The 18,408-nt window shown below is 60.7% G+C and carries 15 protein-coding genes and 2 pseudogenes; 12 read left to right on the top strand and 5 right to left on the bottom strand.

What is annotated here, in order from left to right:
- Positions 1-8: 8 nt before the first annotated feature.
- From G3T16_RS19195 to G3T16_RS19175, 5 genes are all read right to left on the bottom strand, one after another.
- On the bottom strand, positions 9-1,298 hold the full coding sequence (locus G3T16_RS19195) for a glycosyltransferase (RefSeq protein ID WP_163496642.1): 1,290 nt from the start codon (positions 1,296-1,298) through the stop codon (positions 9-11).
- A complete protein-coding gene (locus G3T16_RS19190; RefSeq protein WP_163496641.1) occupies positions 1,295-3,547 on the bottom strand; it encodes a hypothetical protein in 2,253 nt (750 codons plus the stop codon). Before G3T16_RS19190 ends, G3T16_RS19195 begins: the two co-directional genes overlap by 4 nt.
- On the bottom strand, positions 3,544-4,296 hold the full coding sequence (locus tag G3T16_RS19185; protein WP_163496640.1) for a TVP38/TMEM64 family protein: 753 nt from the start codon (positions 4,294-4,296) through the stop codon (positions 3,544-3,546). The genes G3T16_RS19190 and G3T16_RS19185 overlap by 4 nt, the downstream gene beginning before the upstream one ends.
- Before the next feature lie 68 nt (positions 4,297-4,364).
- Positions 4,365-4,826, bottom strand: a complete 462-nt coding sequence (locus tag G3T16_RS19180) for a hypothetical protein (RefSeq protein WP_163496639.1) — start codon at positions 4,824-4,826, stop codon at positions 4,365-4,367.
- A 153-nt stretch (positions 4,827-4,979) separates the two neighbouring features.
- Positions 4,980-5,135, bottom strand: coding sequence for a hypothetical protein (locus G3T16_RS19175; RefSeq protein WP_163496638.1), 156 nt, complete (start codon positions 5,133-5,135; stop codon positions 4,980-4,982).
- 42 nt (positions 5,136-5,177) lie between these two features.
- Here G3T16_RS19175 and G3T16_RS19170 point away from each other — a divergent pair, with 42 nt between their 5' ends.
- The 12 genes and pseudogenes from G3T16_RS19170 to glgX all read left to right on the top strand — a co-directional run.
- Positions 5,178-5,765: a type 1 glutamine amidotransferase domain-containing protein gene (locus G3T16_RS19170; RefSeq protein WP_163496637.1), complete on the top strand. Its 588-nt coding sequence runs from the start codon at positions 5,178-5,180 to the stop codon at positions 5,763-5,765.
- 110 nt (positions 5,766-5,875) lie between these two features.
- Positions 5,876-6,367: an MgtC/SapB family protein gene (locus tag G3T16_RS19165; RefSeq protein WP_232059164.1), complete on the top strand. Its 492-nt coding sequence runs from the start codon at positions 5,876-5,878 to the stop codon at positions 6,365-6,367.
- Between the two features lie 189 nt (positions 6,368-6,556).
- Positions 6,557-6,790 (top strand): putative cation transport regulator ChaB, encoded by a 234-nt coding sequence (gene chaB / locus G3T16_RS19160; protein ID WP_163496636.1) that lies wholly within the window; start codon positions 6,557-6,559, stop codon positions 6,788-6,790.
- Between the two features lie 351 nt (positions 6,791-7,141).
- The gene (locus G3T16_RS19155; RefSeq protein ID WP_163496635.1) at positions 7,142-7,366 is read left to right on the top strand and encodes a hypothetical protein; all 225 of its coding nucleotides are present in this window, start codon (positions 7,142-7,144) and stop codon (positions 7,364-7,366) included.
- A gap of 166 nt (positions 7,367-7,532) precedes the next feature.
- Positions 7,533-7,958, top strand: coding sequence for a CBS domain-containing protein (locus tag G3T16_RS19150; RefSeq protein ID WP_163496634.1), 426 nt, complete (start codon positions 7,533-7,535; stop codon positions 7,956-7,958).
- Between the two features lie 32 nt (positions 7,959-7,990).
- The gene (glgC, locus tag G3T16_RS19145; RefSeq protein WP_232059163.1) at positions 7,991-9,277 is read left to right on the top strand and encodes a glucose-1-phosphate adenylyltransferase; all 1,287 of its coding nucleotides are present in this window, start codon (positions 7,991-7,993) and stop codon (positions 9,275-9,277) included.
- A 193-nt stretch (positions 9,278-9,470) separates the two neighbouring features.
- Positions 9,471-12,812, top strand: a complete 3,342-nt coding sequence (locus G3T16_RS19140) for a maltotransferase domain-containing protein (protein WP_163496633.1) — start codon at positions 9,471-9,473, stop codon at positions 12,810-12,812.
- A 9-nt stretch (positions 12,813-12,821) separates the two neighbouring features.
- Positions 12,822-14,434: pseudogene (gene treS / locus G3T16_RS23260) on the top strand (maltose alpha-D-glucosyltransferase); the annotation flags it as partial.
- A gap of 51 nt (positions 14,435-14,485) precedes the next feature.
- The gene (locus G3T16_RS23255) at positions 14,486-15,352 is read left to right on the top strand and encodes a maltokinase N-terminal cap-like domain-containing protein (RefSeq protein ID WP_408610756.1); all 867 of its coding nucleotides are present in this window, start codon (positions 14,486-14,488) and stop codon (positions 15,350-15,352) included.
- Positions 15,349-16,113, top strand: a complete 765-nt coding sequence (locus tag G3T16_RS21360; protein WP_197911757.1) for a phosphotransferase — start codon at positions 15,349-15,351, stop codon at positions 16,111-16,113. The genes G3T16_RS23255 and G3T16_RS21360 overlap by 4 nt, the downstream gene beginning before the upstream one ends.
- Positions 16,114-16,246: 133 nt before the next feature.
- Positions 16,247-16,840, top strand: coding sequence for a GlgX family protein (locus tag G3T16_RS21355; RefSeq protein WP_197911756.1), 594 nt, complete (start codon positions 16,247-16,249; stop codon positions 16,838-16,840).
- Positions 16,753-18,309, top strand: a pseudogene (gene glgX, locus G3T16_RS19130) (glycogen debranching protein GlgX); the annotation flags it as partial. The gene G3T16_RS21355 and the pseudogene glgX, both read left to right, overlap by 88 nt.
- Positions 18,310-18,408: the final 99 nt, after the last annotated feature.

Genomic DNA, 18,408 nt, shown 5'->3' with positions numbered 1-18,408 from the left:
GTCCGGCCTCAGGGAGGACTGCTGCGATTGCTCGACCACTCAGTCAATGCTTCATCCCCTGCCTGGGCCATATACTTGACAATGTCCCACTCGGTCCTGATTCGCGCCACCACCTGTTCCCAGGCAGTTTCGTCACCGTGTTGGTGCTCTGACGGCACCACGGCCAGGGATTCATAACAGGCCAACGCCTTCGCGGCACAGCGCGGCATGGAAAAGGCCGCCGCGGTGTCGTGTGCGGCTTTGCGCAAAGACTGCATTTCCAGCTCCGATTTCGCCCCGACCCAGGACAGCGCGGCACTGAAGTCCGCCACATCCGCGGTCTGCAGCAGACGGCCATTGTTCCCGTCCCGCACGACTTCCCGCACACCGGAAGCGTCCAGCGCCACCACCGGCAGGCCGGCTGCCATCGCCTCGGTCAATACCATCCCCTGGGTTTCGCTGGTGGATGCAAAGGCAAAGACGTCCATCGCCGCAAGCGCGTCAGCAAGTCGTTCGCCCTCGAGCACACCGGGCAATATCAACCTGTCGCTGATACCGGCGCGCGAGAACAGATCCCGTATCGCCTGCTCCGACGGGCCCTTGCCAACGACAAGAAAGCGGGCCCGCGGATGCGACGCCACGTAGTCGGCCGCTGCCTGTGCCAGGAATTCCAGGTTCTTCTCCGGCGCCAACCGGCCCAGGTGGCCGATTACAAATGCGTTGTCGTCGATACCCAGCTGGTGGCGAAAACCGGCCCGGTCACCCTGGCTGAATCGCTCCAGGTTCACCCCGGTGGGAACCACCAGGATCGGCGTAATGACACCGCGCTCCAGCAGCAGGTCCCGTATGCTTTCGCTGGGGGCAAAAACCTGGCTGCAGAGGTTGGCGTAGAGCGTTGCCAGTTCGATCACAAAACGTTGCAGTAGCGGCGAATCTCCGGGCACGTAATGGGTATATTGTTCATACAGCGTATGGTGGGTGAACAGCAGCGGCAAACTGCGCTGGCGCGCTATGCGAAGCGCGGTATTGCCGAGCAGGAAGGGGTGCTGGGAGTGAATGATATCGGGCTCGAAGTCGTCCAGGATACCGCTCAGCCTGCTCGGCACCGGCAATGCCACCGAGAAGTCGCTGGCATTGAAGTTCTGGATCGCCGGAATACGGACCACACCGTGTTCGTCCGCGGCAGTGCCTGCGAACTCGGGAGCCACCACCAGCACCTGGTGACCGGCCTTGCGGTACTCCGCGCTGAAGGCCTCAACTGATCTTGCCACACCTCCGACATGGGGCGTGAAGGTATTGGTGAACAATACGATATTCATCGGGGGGCGCCCTCGTGCGAAAGAATCATAGAAGTAACACCCGGGGTGACGCTCACGACCTCATGGCCGGGCAGTCTCAGCTCTATTGGCGGCGGCTCAGCGTGCCAGTCAGCCTGCCACTCAACGCGTGTCTGCTCATTGTCCAGTGGCGTGACAATCACGGAAACCGTGCCGAAGCTTGTCGGAGCGGGGCCGAAGGATACCGGGGAGCGCTGTGTCAGCCAGCGGGCCGGGACCCCCGCGCAGAGAATCAACCGCTCGCCCTCCTCCCGCACAAAGCAGTGCCGGAGCATCAGTATCCATTCGGCCGAGGCCCAGACATGGTGTCCATCACCCATGCAGCCTCCCATGGTGCGGGGGTGGATCGCTTCCGGCCACTGCCCCGTGGACGTGGCCAGGCCGGCTACCGCATCCATCAAATCCAGGTAGCGCGGATTACCGGCACGCAGCAGGACCTGCGCCACATGCAGGGTCAGGTAGGCATTGAGTCCCGAATGAATCATGTCCTGGAAAAAGGCATCGTCCAGGAAGCACTTCGCCAGCAGGAAATCGACCGTGTCCTGCAGCCGGACATCGTCCGGCGCACAGGCCTGCAAGGGGTACCCTGCCACCAGAGAACCGATCGCCCCAGAGTCCAGGCGCCGGTAGGGGGAAGCAGGCATGCCCGGACGCCGCAGCCGGCGCGCGCATTGTTCGAGGCTGCGGTCAATCGCGGCGGCAAAATCCTGTGCCGCCGCGGTAAAATCCGCGGCGGCTCCGGCGTCCTGATCAGCGATCAATTCAGCAGCGGCGTGCAGGCCGGACACGCTCCAGAAGTCGTCCCAGTAGTAGAAATCGTTGGGGCCCAGGTGCTCGGCGCTGAACCCCGCAGGCAACAGACCCGCATGCGGTGCGTCCAGTTTGCTGTCGAGACGTTTGCGAATGATCCAGCGTGCGGCCCGCTTGATCGGACCGTGCCATCCCGGATCGAGCCGGGCACCGGTCAACTGTTCAAAGCGTTGCAATATCCACAGGACTTCGCCGTTGGAGTCCCACTCCCCGTCCTGTGAACGAAAATAGCCCAGCGGCGTCTGCCGCGCCGGGAAGCGTGCCAGCGCGCGCTCGGCCCGCGCATTCAGACCCAGGCACAACAGCGCATGGATCAGAAAGGCGGCGTCGCGAAACCAGAACCGCTTGTAGGTATACGGCCCGGGGTAGACGTCATCGGGCGAATGCAGCACCAGCGAAGAGACCGCGGCATCATACAGCATCTGGTACCTGGGCTCGGGGCAACTGAGCTTGCAGGCCTGGGCCCTGATCTCGTCCCAGGCTCCGGCTACCAGAGTCTGCGGCCCGGACTCCCGCAGCGGCATCGTCGCGGTAATCGTCCGTTCAATTCCCGGCTGCAGCGGAAACATCGCGGCCGCGGTGGCCATCCCCACCTTGCAGCTGCCCTGTTGGCTGTCTTCATGTTCGTCGAGGTGTATGAAGACATCGCCATGCTGGTAGTCGGATACATGGTGCCTTGCCACCGGCTCGCTGAATTCCAGGCTGTGATGCTCATCGACGCGCCAGCTGCGCCTGTCGTCAGCGAGCGCCACCTGATGGATAAAACTGACGCCTTCCGGATTGCAGGAACGCAGGGCCAGTACCAGCCACGCCCCGGTATCCGCGGTAGCGGTGGCCGCCAGCCTGCACACAGCCTCGCCTTCCACCACCTCAACCTCGACCCGGGTAGTCAGCTGCAGGCCCGCCTGGCCGGTGCGGGTCACCACGGCCACACCGCGATCCAGCTCCTGGTGCTGCTCAACCTCGACCGCTCTGGAGGGCAGCAGGCAGCGACCGTCGTCGGTGATGATCCAGCAGTCGACGGACCAGCCGTCCAGCAACGGCGTCAGCAGGCCGCGCGGATCGACGATGGGCAGTTCCTCGCAGTCGGGATGGCCAATTGCGGTCCAGTTGCGATGGGTCAGATTGATGTGGGAAATGGAAAACGCTCGCGGAATAAACGAGGGATCGCGAGGGTCGAACTGGCGGTCTATCCAGTAGGGCCAGACCCAGTCCAGATTGTGCTGTATTACCTTGGTGTTGATCAGGCCGCGGGCGTGAAACACAAGACCTGCCCGCAGCAACTCCACCGGCTCATCGACCTCGGAGGGCTGGGCCAGCGCGCGCAGCCTTGCCATCAATTCAATAGGGTCCAGGAAGCCCTGGCGGCGCGCCGCGCGGCTGAGGATAAAGCGCCAGGGCAGCCAACTCGCCCAACTCATAATGCTCCTTTTTCGTTGTCACTCGTTTCGGTGTATTGCCCCAGCGCGCGCTGGGCCAGACGATTGAAGTACACTACCGCGGCCACGGTGGCGACGAAGCCGGCGCCATAGAGCAGCCACTGCACCGGTGTCCGGCCCAGTTCGCTCTGGGCAACAGCGGCGATATCAGCCGCGAGTGACCCCAGATAAACATTGTGCAGTGAAAATGGAATGAACCCGACCAGCGAGCCCACCGCGTAGCCCCCCAACCGGAAACCGGTCAGGCCGAAAAAATAATTCGAGAGCTTGCCGGGAAAGAACGGGATCAGCCGGGTCAGCAGGACGACCTTCCAGTCGTTGCGCGACATCTCGGCGTGCACCAGTTTCAGCTTGCTGTGCTCGACAATGAATTGCCTGGCCCGCTCGCCAAACAGGTAGCGTGCGATCAAAAAAGCCAATACAGCTCCCAGGGTAGTGCCTGCCACAACCAGAACAGTACCCTCGACGACGCCGAAGACAAAACCCGCTCCGGCGGTAAAAAAAATGCCCGGCAGCAACAACACCACCACCAGCGCCATGATCAGGATAAACAGGACAGCCGCCCAGGCCCCCTGCCGCTCCACCCATTCCAGCATGGCGAGCAGCTGGATGTGGATATCGAAATAGACCAGTATCGCCAACAGGATCCCTACCAGGACCACGCCGGCGGCCGTCGCCCACAACGGTGACAATGAGCCTTTCCCGGCGGCGCTGCCGGCTCCTTCATTCATTCCACGGCTCTTTCATTTAACCGGCGATCCAGGTTGTGGCAGCTCATTTGGCGGCGCCCCCGACATAGCTACACATCGCCGGCCGAGGTCATTTCCAGCGAGAAATTACGGCGTTCGGCCTGTTCCAATTGCAACAGTTCCTGCAACAGTTCCTGTACACTTGCAGCCGCGGTCTCCCGCAGTGCCCCTTCCAGCAACTCCTCGATATAGCTGTACAATTGCTGCCCCATTTCATTCACCGCATCAATACGCAGCGGGCCTCCGGCCGGCACGAGCGAATTGACGTACTCGATCGGCTCCTTCTCCAGTGTGTATTGCAATCGGGTCGAGAGCAAGCTGGAATCCGCCCTCTCCATGAACTCCAGAGTCAGCCTGGCCAGCCTCTCCTCTCGCCGGCAGGCATCTTCGAGCAACAGCAATATGCGCTCGTTCTCGGTCCTGCGTTGCAACTGCTGGTACTGGGCCGCGGCGTGGGCGTGAGTGGTGGCAGCGGCAGCCAGCAGGTTTTCCAGGGATTCGTAAGTATTCAATGTTCCAGCCTCACTGTGGCTTGTCCTCCAGTACAGTCCAATATAGCGGAAATACTGAGCAGTGCGTGTGTCACCAGTAGTCCCACCGGTGCTTAAAATGGCGTATCGACGCCCGTGACGCTGTGCGTCACCGCACATTGAGGCGCTGGCTCGCTATTCCGGGACGGCTGTAAGCCTTACCGGCAGCTGTGTATAAAATACAGATGCTGGGTCTGCAGTAGCGATGCTGCATACCACGAGCTTGCCGTCACTGGTGCGGCCCACAACGGTGCGGCCTTTGGCATTTTCCTTGCTTTGCTGTTTTGCCATGGATGGGTCCACCCGGACCCGCTTCTTCAGGAGACAGCCACAATGCCAGATTTATCCAGCAAGAAGGCCAACGCTCCCCTGCAGGGAAAGAAAATCGCCTTCCTCCTAACCGACGGTTTTGAGCAGATAGAATTGACCACGCCCTGGGAAAAACTCAGGCTCGCGGGTGCCCAGCCGGAACTGATTTCGCTCCAACCGGGAAATGTGTGCGGTTATCATCATCTCGACAAGGGCGATGAATTTCCAGTCGACAGCTCCCTGCATGAGGTCTCGGTTGATGACTATGATGGCCTGGTGCTCCCTGGAGGTGTCGCCAATCCGGACGCACTGCGCACTGAGCCCACGGCGGTCGACTTTGTAAAAGCTTTCTTTACCCAGCACAAACCGGTAGCGGCGATCTGTCATGGCCCCTGGACGCTGGTGGAGGCCGATGTCCTCAAGGGCCGCACGCTGACCTCCTGGCCCAGCTTGCGCACTGACATCGAGAATGCCGGCGGGCACTGGGTGGATCAGGAGGTATGCGTGGACCAGGGACTTGTCACCAGCAGAAAACCGGATGACCTGGAAGCCTTCTGCAACAAGGCCATCGAGGAATTTGCCGAGGGTCGGCATCAGCGTCAGCAGGTCTGAGCATCGGCACAACCCCGCTACAGCCACTGCTCAGCCAATCACGGTGCAAGCTGGCCTTCCTCCTGAACAAGGTGCTGTAATATGACAGGGCACATAGGGAGGGCTGACTGTTGGCTGCCTGGGAGCGCATAGCATCGATTTTGCTGGAGGAATTCACCGACCTCCACGATATTGAAGAGCTGACCCGGATCGGCGCAAGGCTGTTGCTGGCCCTGGTTCTGGGCGGGCTACTCGGCTGGGAGCGCGAGCAGCAGGGCAAGGCCGCTGGCCTCAGAACACACATGCTGGTCTGCCTGGGTTCAACTGTGCTGGTATTGAGTGCAAACACTGCGGGTGCAATGGATGATCCAATGAGCCGGGTGGTGCAGGGCATCGTGGCAGGGATAGGATTTCTCGGTGCTGGCACGATCATCAAGAACCAGGCGCCCGGAGATATCAGGGGGCTCACCACCGCCGCCAGTATCTGGTTCACCTCCGCTATCGGCATTGCTGTGGGCCTGGGCAGGGAGGCGATTGCCATTCTCAGCGTGCTGGTTGGCCTGGTGATTCTGCAGGCACTGCCTTCGATGCTGTGGCGCAACGACAAAATTCCCCCGGACTGAAATACCGGGGCACATCTCCCGGCGGGCCAGCAGCACACCGGACCCCAGAACCCACTGCCGCGGCCTGGCATACAAACTGCATCTTTTTCGGAGCCCATGAACCTGGTGCGGTTGTCATGTCAACACAGATTTCCGGGCCCCCATATCCGCGTGTGACTTCAAGCAGCCATCACACACAGGGAGATTCATATGCCTTACGACAATATCAGCGAACTTCCCGATCCGGTGCGGGATCACGTGCCCAAACACGGTCAGGAAATATACATGGAGGCCTTTAACAATGCCTGGGACGAATACAGCGATCCCGATGACCGGCGCGGTGACAGCAGCCGGGAAGAAGCGGCTCACAAGGTTGCCTGGGCCGCGGTGAAACAGGTGTATCGCAAGGGCGAGGATGGCAATTGGCACCGGCAATCCGACTGATCCTCAGCATTGCGGTGCCACCATTAGGATCCGGTCCGGCGAGCCGCAGACCACCGCGACCCGGGCTCGTGGAAAATTGACTGGCCGGGTAAGTGTTGCCCATGCAAGTGTTGCCCATCAACGACAGTTTTGCCCCGTCCCCTCCTCCCGCTCGGCTTTGAACACTCAGGCGCGAGCCGCGAAATTTATATTTATGCCCGCCCTCCGAGAGCCGTGTGCGCCGCCAGCCGGCCGTACTCCACATTTGGAGCGGCCGACTGTGCCGCTTCGGGGGCAGACCAAAATCAATGGCACGAGATTTGCTTTATATACGTTACCCACAACCCACGTTCATTACAGGGAGACAAATCAATGCCATTGGCAAAAAACCACACTGGAACCGCCAATCATGAAACCTTTGCGCAACCACGCAGGGTAGGCAGGGGAGCCACTGCCCGCCGCTGGGCAATCTGGGCGGCCCAGGCGGAATCGGGCACTGAGCCCTGCTTTGCCACGGCGCACCGCTTCCAGTGTACGCGCCGGAGCTGCCCCTGGTGGGACGAGTGCCAGGGCCTGCAGGCGGACTGGCGCCGCTAGTCGAACGCACTTCCATGGTGACCGACACCCGGGCAGCCGTTGCAGGGGTCGGCGTCAAGACCACTCCGGTCCGGTAAATTTCCGTATGGATCAGACCCGCCGGATCGGACACTGACAAAAGACGCCTGCGAAAGGCGAAATATCACATCACAGGGAGACCGCTGCAATGAATATCAAGGACATCATGAGCACCGACACCCAACTGGTCAGCCGGGATACCAGCGTTGCTGCCGCCGCCGAGTCGATGAGCCGCGCCGGGGTTGGTTTCCTGCTGGTCGGGGACGACGACCAACTGCGGGGAACCCTGACCGACCGCGACATCGTGCTGCGGGTGGTCGCCAACCACAAAAATCCCGAGCATACCACTGTGGGGGAGATACTCACCGACCAGCTGCTGTATTGCCGCACCGACCAACCGGTCGAGGAGGTCGCCCGCAACATGAGCCAACAGCAGGTCAGACGCATGCCGGTACTGAATGCCGACAAGCGCCTGGTCGGCGTTGTGAGCATCGGGGATATCGCCCAGCACCTGACTGCTGATCTTGCAGGAGAAGTCCTGCAAGGAGTCACGGCCGAATTTGCCGCAGCCTGAGAGGCGGCAGCAGATGGCACCACGAGCCCTGAGTGAGAAGCGGTAGCGCCGTGCCGCTACACGCGCCACAGCGCTATGTCAGCGCCCTCACCCGGGACACCCTCGCCCTGATCCTGGCGGGCGGAAGAGGCAGCCGCCTGGGTGGCCTCACCCGGGAGCGCGCCAAACCCGCCACGCCCTTCGGCGGCAATATGCGCATCATTGACTTTCCTCTGTCAAATTGCGTGAACTCCGGTATCCGCCGCATCGGTGTATTGACCCAATACAAGGCCCACTCGTTGATCAGGCACCTGAGCCAGGGCTGGGGATTCCTGCGCGGCGAATTGGGCGAGTTCGTGGAGCTGCTGCCTGCCCAGCAACGTACTGACGGGTCCTGGTATGAAGGCACTGCCGACGCCGTCTACCAGAACATTGACATCATACTCGCCCACGACCCCCAATTTGTGCTGGTGCTGGGAGGCGATCATGTCTACAAGATGGACTACGGCTCATTGCTGGCCAGCCACGTGGAAACAGCTGCCGATATCACGGTGGGCTGCATGGAAGTACCGGTGGCAGAGGCCAGCGCATTCGGGATCATGAATATCGATGAAGATGGCCGGGTCAGGGCCTTCCAGGAAAAGCCTGAGCAGGCCGCAACGATACCGGACAATCCGGAACTGGCACTCGCCTCAATGGGCATCTATGTCTTCAACGCCGACTATCTGATCGACGTGCTGCAGCGCGATGCCGCCAACAGCCATTCCGGACACGACTTCGGCCACGACATCCTGCCGCTGGCCGTGCGTGAGCACAGGGTCTTTGCGCAACCCTTCAGGGACCCGCAGACAGGCAAGCGGGCCTACTGGCGTGATGTCGGCACTATCGACAGCTACTGGACCGCCAACCAGGAATTGATCGGAGTGCTTCCAGAGCTGAACCTGTTCGACCGGAAATGGCCAATCTGGACCTACAAGGCGCAGGGGCCACCCGCAAAGTTCGTTCTCGACAGTGACGGCCGGCGCGGCATCGCCATGGAATCCATGGTTGCCGAAGGCTGCATTGTTTCGGGCGCACTAATACGGCACTCGGTATTGTTCAACAACGTGCGGGTGGAAGAATTCTCCACGCTGGAGCGCGCGGTGGTGTTGCCGGATGTCGTGATCGGGCCACGCTGCCGCATCAGCAGGGCGGTCATTGAAACCGGCTGTGTGCTGGAACCAGGTACGGTGATCGGAGAGGATCCACAGGCCGACCGTCAGCGTTTTGAGGTGAGTGCCGGCGGCATTGTACTGGTAACGCCGGAGATGCTTGACCAGCAGGTAAAAGATATTCTCTGATGTTATTCCCTCGCCCGTGGGTAGCTGCACCAGCACAGCGAAACAGTGTGAAAGACGCAATCCTTCAGCAGGACTGTACGCCGTCACTCAGGCAACAGCTATTGATGCTCGTCAACTGTCAGCCAATGAGTGCACCACAAAATGCTAGACTTGTTCAGGTGGAACGTTGCTTACCCAGATGAGGATGCCCGTTATGCGCAGGCAAGCCGGCCCCAGAATCTACAATCTGTTCCCATTGCTCGCCGGTACGACCAGGGATTGGACATTGTGGCTACCGCATATCGCCGACATGCATTTCAACTGGGTCTATATCAACCCGTTCCACTATCCCGGATTCTCTGGAAGCCTCTATGCAGTCAAGGATTATTACCAGCTGAACCCGCTGTTTGACGACGGCAGTGGCCAGCCAGCGGACCAGCAATTGCGAAAGTTCACTGGCCAGGCGCAAGCGCAGGGGCTGGCTGTCATGATGGACCTGGTGATCAACCATACCGCCCGGGATTCCCTGCTGGCCCAATCCAATCCTGACTGGTTTCAACAGGACGGGTGCGGCGAACTGCAATCACCGCACGCTGTCGACCCTGATAACCCGCAACACATTACCGTGTGGGGAGATCTGGCGGCAATCGACTACGCCGATCCCGAGCTGCGTCCCGATATTGTGCAGTACTGGCAGCAAGTCCTGCAGCACTACCTGCGGCTCGGGTTCAGGGGCTTTCGCTGCGACGCGGCCTACCAGGTCCCGGCGCAGGTCTGGCGCGAACTTATTGTCGGCGCAAAGAAAGTGGCTCCGGATGCGCTGTTCTTCGCCGAAACCCTGGGCTGCGCCAGCGAACAGGTCTACGCCCTGCGCTCCGCCGGTTTTGACTTTCTGTTCAACAGCGCGAAGTGGTGGGATTTTCAGGCTCCATGGTTGCTGGAACAGTACAATGGCTTTCGCACTATCGCGCCCTCCATCGCCTTTCCGGAAAGCCATGACACGGCCCGGCTGGCCGCCGACCTGGAAACGGCCGGTGTGTCGGCGGCTGATATCGAAGCCCACTACCGCTTCCACTACAGCTTTGCCGCGGCTTTCTCCACCGGCGTAATGATGACCATGGGCTATGAGTACGGGCTTCGCGAACCCCTGGACGTCGTCAATACCCGCAAGACACCGGTGGAGCCGCCGCTGTTTGACATCAGTGAATTCATAGCCGACATCAACCGGATGAAGGCCTCTGTGCCGGCACTCAATGTCGAGGGGCCGCAGACCAAAGTCAGCACTCCAGAATCCCCAGCCATCGCACTGCGCCGCGATTCGCCCAGCGATGAGGATTGGGCGCTGCTGCTGGTCAATCCCCTTCGCGACAGGCGCGTAGCGCTATCCGCGAGGGACCTGGATCTGCAACTGACATCTCAACCCAGCGCATTTGAGGTTACCCCGCGCAACGAAGGCGTGGACTTGCAACGGGACTCCCGCCTGGTGCTCAACCCGCTCGAGGTACGGGTGTTCCACGGCGGCATCAGGCCGGAAGCTCCATCGTCCCGCGAGCGGGCTGTCACGGCCAACCATGCCCGGGCCGCTCGCAGCCAACCCATCGTCATCGAAAATGTACGACCGCAGATAGACTGTGGAAAATATCCGGTCAAGCGTGAAGTGGGCGATGTACTGGAAGTTGATGCCACCGTGTTCCGGGATGGCCACGACAGAATCGCAGCGGTACTGCTTCACCGGCAGGTCGGCAAGCCTGGATGGCAGGAAACGCCGATGCGCAGCATCAATCCCGGCCTCGACTTGTGGCGGGCGAGCTTCAGGCTGGAAGCGAACGCCACCTACCAGTATACCGTCGAAGCCTGGTCGGACCACTTCGAGAGCTGGCTGGACGAAACCGGCAAAAAACTGGGGGCAGGCCAGAGCATAGCGCTCGAACTGATCGAGGGACGCGAATTGGTAGCGGCGGCTGCGGAGCGGGCTCAGGGCCGGGACCGGCACTGGCTCGACCAGCTGCTCGCCGAGTTCGACCGCAGCGACGCCGAGCCCCAGCGTACCGAACTGCTGCGCTCCTCGCTGCTGCGCCAGGTCATCAGCCGCTGGCCGGACCGGTCAGCCGCGGTGCGCTACGACGTTGCGCTGGAAGTCGTGGTTGATCGTATCCGCGCGCGCTTTGCCAGCTGGTATGAAATGGTGCCCCGGTCACAGGGGACAGACCCGCACAGGGGCGCAAGCTTTGCCGATTGTGAAGCCCGGCTGCCGTCCATCCGTGCAATGGGCTTCGATGTGGTTTACCTGGTACCGATACATCCCATTGGCCGGGTCAACCGCAAGGGTCCCAACAATACCCTGGGAGCAGGTCCCGACGATCCCGGCAGTCCGTACGCGATAGGGTCCAGCGAAGGTGGCCACACCGCCGTGCATCCGGAGCTGGGCAGTCTCGAAGACTTCCGCCATTTTGTGCGGGCGGCTCAGGCCCTGGATATGGAAGTAGCGCTGGATTTCGCAATCCAGTGTGCGCCGGATCACCCCTGGGTCCGCGAGCATCCGGAGTGGTTCATCAGACGCCCAGACGGCAGTATCAAGTACGCCGAAAACCCGCCCAAAAAATACCAGGACATCGTCAACCTCAACTTCCACGGCGAACACCAGGAGGAACTGTGGCAGGAATTGCTGAATGTTGTTCTGTTCTGGATCCAGCAGGGTGTGAGAATATTCAGGGTCGACAACCCGCACACCAAACCGGTGCCGTTCTGGGAATGGCTCATCGCAGAAATACGGCAGCAGTACCCCGACGTCATCTTCCTGTCAGAAGCGTTTACCCGGCCGCCGATGCTGCACATGCTGGCCAAGGTGGGATTTCAGCAGTCCTATACCTATTTCACCTGGCGCAATGGCAAACATGAACTGACCGAATACCTGACGGAACTGACGATGCAGTCGGGCCGGGAATACCTGCGCCCGAACTTTTTCCCGACCACGCCCGATATCCTCCCCACCTACCTGCAGACCGGCGGTCGGCCCGCGTTCAAGATCCGCCTGGTGCTGGCTGCCACGCTGTCGAGCGTATACGGCATGTACAACGGCTATGAACTGTGCGAGAACCGCGCGGTGCCCGGCAAGGAGGAGTATCTCGAATCCGAGAAGTACCAGTACAAAGTCTGGGATTGGGACCGGCCGGGCAATATCCGCAGCTATGTGACCAGAATCAACCTGATACGCCACCAGAACCCTGCCCTGCATGAACTGAAAAATCTGCGCTTTCATCACGCCGACCACGAGCAGATACTGTTTTACAGCAAACTGACGCAGCAGCCGCACAACCTGCTGTTTGTCGCGGTAAACCTGGACCCTTTCAACGCGCATGAGGCCACCCTGTACTTCCCGCGGGAGGAGCTGGGCATAGCTGAAAACGAAAGTTTTGAAGTTGAGGAACTGCTGAGCGGCGAACATCAGCTGTGGCACGGCCCGGCACAACAACTGCGGCTGGAGCCCGAGCGCCCCGCCGTGATCCTCAGGGTCAAGCCCCGGCACTGTATTGAATCATCGATGCCCAAGCAATGAGGAGTCCGCATGCCTGACACCGACCCCCTGTGGTACAAGGACGCGATCATCTATCAGCTGCATATCAAGGCGTTCTTTGACTCTGACAACGACGGCACGGGCGACTTTGCGGGACTGATCCAGAAGCTGGACTATATTACCGAACTGGGAGTCACTGCGATCTGGGTCCTGCCCTTCTATCCCTCCCCCTGCGTGACGACGGCTACGACATCGCCGAATACAAGGCCATCAATCCCCGTTACGGCAGGATGCAGGACTTTCGCCGCTTCCTGCGCGAGGCCCATCGGCGCGGGCTGAAGGTAATCACCGAGCTGGTGATCAACCACACCTCGGACCAGCACCCCTGGTTTCAACGCGCCCGCCAGGCAAAACCCGGCTCTGCCCGGCGCGACTACTATGTATGGAGCGACACCGACCAGAAGTACCTCAATACCCGGATCATTTTCACCGACACCGAGACCTCCAACTGGGCCTGGGATCCGGTCGCCCAGGCCTATTACTGGCACCGTTTCTTTTCCCATCAGCCGGATCTGAATTTCGACAACCCGCGAGTGCTGGCTGCGGTCATCAATGTCATGAAGTTCTGGCTGGACATGGGCGTCGATGGCCTGCGGCTGGATGCTATCCCCTATCTCTGCGAGCGCGAGGGCACCAACAACGAAAACCTGGGCGAAACCCACGCCATCCTCAGAAAAATGCGGCGCTGGCTGGACAACAATTACAGCGACCGCCTGTTTCTCGGCGAGGCCAACCAATGGCCCGAGGATGTGATGCCATATTTCGGCGATGAAGATGAGCCCGAGTGCCACATGGCCTTTCATTTTCCGCTGATGCCGCGAATGTACATGGCGCTGGCGCAGGAAGATCGTCATCCGGTGACCGACATCATGGGCCAGACCCCGGCCATACCCGAGGCCGCCCAGTGGGCGATATTTCTGCGCAACCACGACGAACTGACGCTGGAAATGGTGACCGACAGCGAACGGGACTACCTGTGGAACTTCTACGCCAGCGACCCGCGCATGCGGGTCAATATCGGTATTCGGCGCCGTCTCGCTCCGCTGGTGGAAAACGACCGCAACAAGCTGCAGTTGCTCAACAGCATGCTGATGTCGATGCCCGGAACGCCGATTGTCTATTATGGCGACGAGATCGGGATGGGCGACAATATCTTCCTGGGTGATCGCGACAGTGTACGCACCCCCATGCAGTGGACGCCGGATCGCAACGGCGGTTTTTCCGCGGCGGACCCGGCCCAACTCTACCTGCCTGTCATCATGGACCCGGTCTATGGCTGCCAGGCCCTGAACGTGGAATCCCAGCGCCGCAACCCCTCCTCCTACCTCAACTGGATGCGCCGCCTGGTGGCGGTACGCAAGTCCAAGCCGGCCTTTGGTCGCGGGACCCTGCGGTTTCTGTACCCCGGCAACCGCAAAGTGCTGGCCTATCTGCGCGAATACGGCGACGAGGTCATACTCTGTGTCGCCAACCTGTCGCGCACCGCCCAACCCGTGGAACTGGACCTGGCGTCGTTCCAGGGCCGCATTCCGGTCGAATTGCTCGGCAACAGTCCGTTTCCACCGCTGGGCGAACTGCCTTATTTCCTGACCCTCGCTCCCCATGGTTTCTACTGGTTCCAGCTGGCGACAGAGGCCGAGGCCCCCAGCTGGCACGTGGAGCCCGCGCTGGCCCTGCCCGAACTGGCCACCCTGGTACTGCCGCGAATCTGGGGCAGCCTGCGGCAGGGGCAGCCAAAAACGCAGCTCGAAACGAAAGTAGTGCCTGAATATCTGCAGAGCCAACGCTGGTTCGCCGGCAGGGAGGCCGGTATCGACAGTACAAGCCTGGTGCTGTCCCAGTCGCTGCGTGACGACGACACCGGTTGTCTGCTGAGCATTTTCTCCGTAACGCTGCGGGACGGCTCTTCCCAGCAGTACTTCCTGCCACTGGATATTCAATGGGAAGATCAGGAACGTGACGCGCGATTGTTCATCGCCCTGGCGCTGGCCCGCGTTCGCAGTGGCAGTCGTCCCGGTTTTCTGCTGGATGCTCTGGGGGACGACCTCGCCACCGCTGGGCTGATCGCGGGCTTCGGGCCGGTGAGCAGAGGGGGCAGCCAGAGCTACGGCCCCATACGCTTCAGCCTCTCGGCCGCATTTCCCGACACGGTGGAGCTTGCCTCCGCCCCTGTCACACGCAACCACGAAGAGCAGAGCAATACCTCGCTGCGCCTGGGAGAACACGTGATGCTCAAGGCCTATCGGAGGTTACAGGGCGGCGTCCATCCAGAACTGGAGATCGGCCGTTTCCTCACCGAGGTGGCAGGCTATGCTCATGCGGCACCATTGTTCGGGCCATCGAACTGGTTCCCGACGCCGGGCCGCCCACAGCACTTGCAGTACTGCAGGGCTTTATTCCCAATCAGGGGGACGGCTGGCATTTCAGCATCGACTACCTGTCGCGCCATCTCGATGATATTCATCTGTCGATACAGCCGGATGCTTCCCAACACCACGATCATGCGGGCTTCCTGCCGTTGATGGAAACACTGGGGCAACGCGTTGCCGAGCTGCATCACGCCTTCGCAATGCCCGTCGAAGACCCTGCCTTTGGTGCAGAAGAGGTTTCACCGCAGGATCACAACTACCTGTTGCTGCAGATAAAACAGTACACCGACAGTGCCCACGCCAGCCTGCAGACGCTGCTCAGGGGCGACATCGAACCCGCCTTGTCGGCAAATATCGACAAGCTGTTGCTGCAGTGGACCAGAATCGACCACCTGGCCAGGACCCTGCTCCCCGAACGCCCCACCGCACTGCGTACCCGCTGTCATGGTGACCTGCACCTGGGCCAGGTGCTGCTGGCTGAACAGGATTTCTTCATTGTCGATTTCGAGGGCGAGCCAATGCGGCCGATTGCAGAGCGTCGCGCCAAGCAGATACCCCTGCGGGATCTGGCAGGGCTGATGCGTTCCATCGACTACGCCGGCCACGCAGCGGCGAAGTCCTATCACCAGCGCCATGCCGGAAACCCGGAAGGCGATGCCCTGGAAACCTGCAGACACTGGTGCCGACTCGCTACGCAGACGCTGCTGGACAGCTACCGCAACCACATCCAGGACTGCCGCTCCTGCCCTGTGGCGGAAGAGGAGTTTGATCGCCTGCTGGCCCTGTTCATCCTCGAAAAGGCCTGTTACGAGATTATCTATGAGGCCAATCACCGTCCGGCCTGGGCCGACATTCCAGTGGCCGGTCTGCTGGACTGGCTGGATCACTGCAGTGAGGCGGGAATCAATGGCTGACCCGCACAGAAACAGTGACCCCTATCGACAGAATGTAGAAAGACTCAGGCGAGGCTTTTCGAGCGGGCAAGGCCACGAACCGGGCCCCGGTCCGATGAACTGACAACAGGCGCTGCTGCGCCAAGGAGAACATGTGAACGCTGCGAATGGCATCCGGGTATGGCCCGGCGCACCCTACCCCATGGGAGCAACCTGGGACGGCAGGGGAGTGAACTTCGCGCTGTTTTCGGAGAATGCGGAGAAAGTGGAGCTGTGCCTGTTCAACGAGTCGGGCAGCCGCGAACTGACGCGCATTGTATTGCCGGAATACACCAACCAGGTCTGGCATGGCTACCTGCCCGACATACGTGCGGGACAGCTCTACGGCTATCGTGTATACGGACCCTATGCGCCCGAACAAGGCCACCGCTTCAATCACCACAAGTTGCTGATCGATCCCTATACCAAGGCGCTGTCCGGGCCCTTTCGCTGGACTGACGCGCACTTCGGCTACCGCATTGGCGACCCCGGGGAAGACCTGTCCTTCGACACTCGCGACAACGCCCAGGGCATTCCCAAGTGTCAGGTGGTCGATACAGCGTTCACCTGGGGACGCGACCTGCCGCCCAACGCCAATGGCACGAAACCATCGTCTATGAAATGCATGTACGGGGCTTTACTGTCAACAACGAGCAGGTGGCGCCCCAGTACCGCGGTACCTTCGCCGGACTGTCAGACCCGGCGGTGATCGACTACCTCCACAGTCTGGGCATCACCGCGGTCGAGCTGTTGCCGGTCCACGCCTTCATCGATGAGCGGGAGCTGGCCGCTCGTGGGCTGCACAATTACTGGGGCTACAATACGCTGGCCTTTTTTGCGCCGCATCCGAATTACCTGGCGTCCGGCGCGCTGGATGAGTTCAGGACCTGTATTCACTTGCTGCACGAAGCCAATATCGAGGTATTGCTCGATGTCGTGTACAACCACACTGCGGAAGGCAATCACCTGGGGCCGACGCTGAGCCTGCGCGGCATAGACAATGCTGTTTACTACAAGTTGCTGGAAGACGAGCCGCGCTTCTACAACGATTTTACCGGCTGTGGCAATGCCCTCAATCTGCGCCACTACCGCGTGCTGCAACTGGTGATGGATTCGCTGCGCTACTGGGTGGAGGAAATGCATGTGGATGGCTTTCGCTTCGACCTGGCCACCACCCTGGCACGGGACAAGGAATGTTTTGACCGCCACTCGGGTTTTCTCGACGCAGTCTCACAGGACCCGGTCCTCTCCCGGGTCAAGCTGATCGCCGAGCCCTGGGACCTGGGCGACGACGGCTACCGGCTCGGGGATTTCCGGCCGGGGTGGGCAGAGTGGAACGATCGCTACCGCGATGTGGTGCGACGATTCTGGAAGGGTGATGACGGGCTGGTCGCCGAGCTCGCGTCCCGGGTAAGCGGCTCCAGCGACATTTTCAACAACCGGGGCCGGCACCCCTGGGCCAGCATCAACTTTCTTACCGCCCATGACGGCTTTACCCTGCACGATCTGGTCAGCTACAACGAGAAACACAATGATGCCAACCTCGAGCAGAACCAGGATGGCAGCGACAATAACAACAGCTATAACCACGGTGCCGAGGGCGAGACCGACGACCCCGAAATATGCGCCCTGCGATTGCGCCAGAAAAAAAACCTGCTCGCCACCCTGCTGTTGTCCGAAGGCACGCCGATGTTGACTGCCGGTGATGAATTCGGCCGCAGCCAACGCGGCAGCAACAATGCCTATTGCCAGGACAATGAGATCAGCTGGCTGAACTGGTCCACAATCGATGAGGATGGCGAGCATTTGCGGGATTTTGTGCACGCGCTGACACAGCTGCGGCAGGACCATATCGTATTCCATCGCTATCGCTTCTTCCAAGGTGAGACATTGCCCGGCACCGCCGTCAAGGACATCACCTGGCTGCGCCCCGACGGCCAGGAAAAAACACTGCAGGACTGGGAAGAGCCCTGCACTCAATGGCTGGCCTATCTGCTCAGTGGCGAAGCGGGAGAGTATCACCTGAGCGCAGAGGGGGAGCCCGAGCCGGACGACACCTTTTTGGTCATCCTGAACGCGCAGGACGACGCCATTGACTATCAGTTGCCGACCCTGGACCCCGCCGGCCGCTGGCAGGTCGTATTCGACACCTGGCACCACAACAGCTTCGGCGTCGGTTCGGTTCATAAAGAGGGCTGCAACTACACCGTCAATCCCCATTCCTTCGTGCTGATGGTCCGGGGCCACAACGCAAGCCCCCACCTTCCTCCAATTCCG

Origin of the sequence: Kineobactrum salinum, assembly GCF_010669285.1 — a bacterium.
GTDB lineage: Bacteria > Pseudomonadota > Gammaproteobacteria > Pseudomonadales > Halieaceae > Kineobactrum > Kineobactrum salinum.
This window is presented reverse-complemented; position numbering and strand designations above follow the sequence as displayed.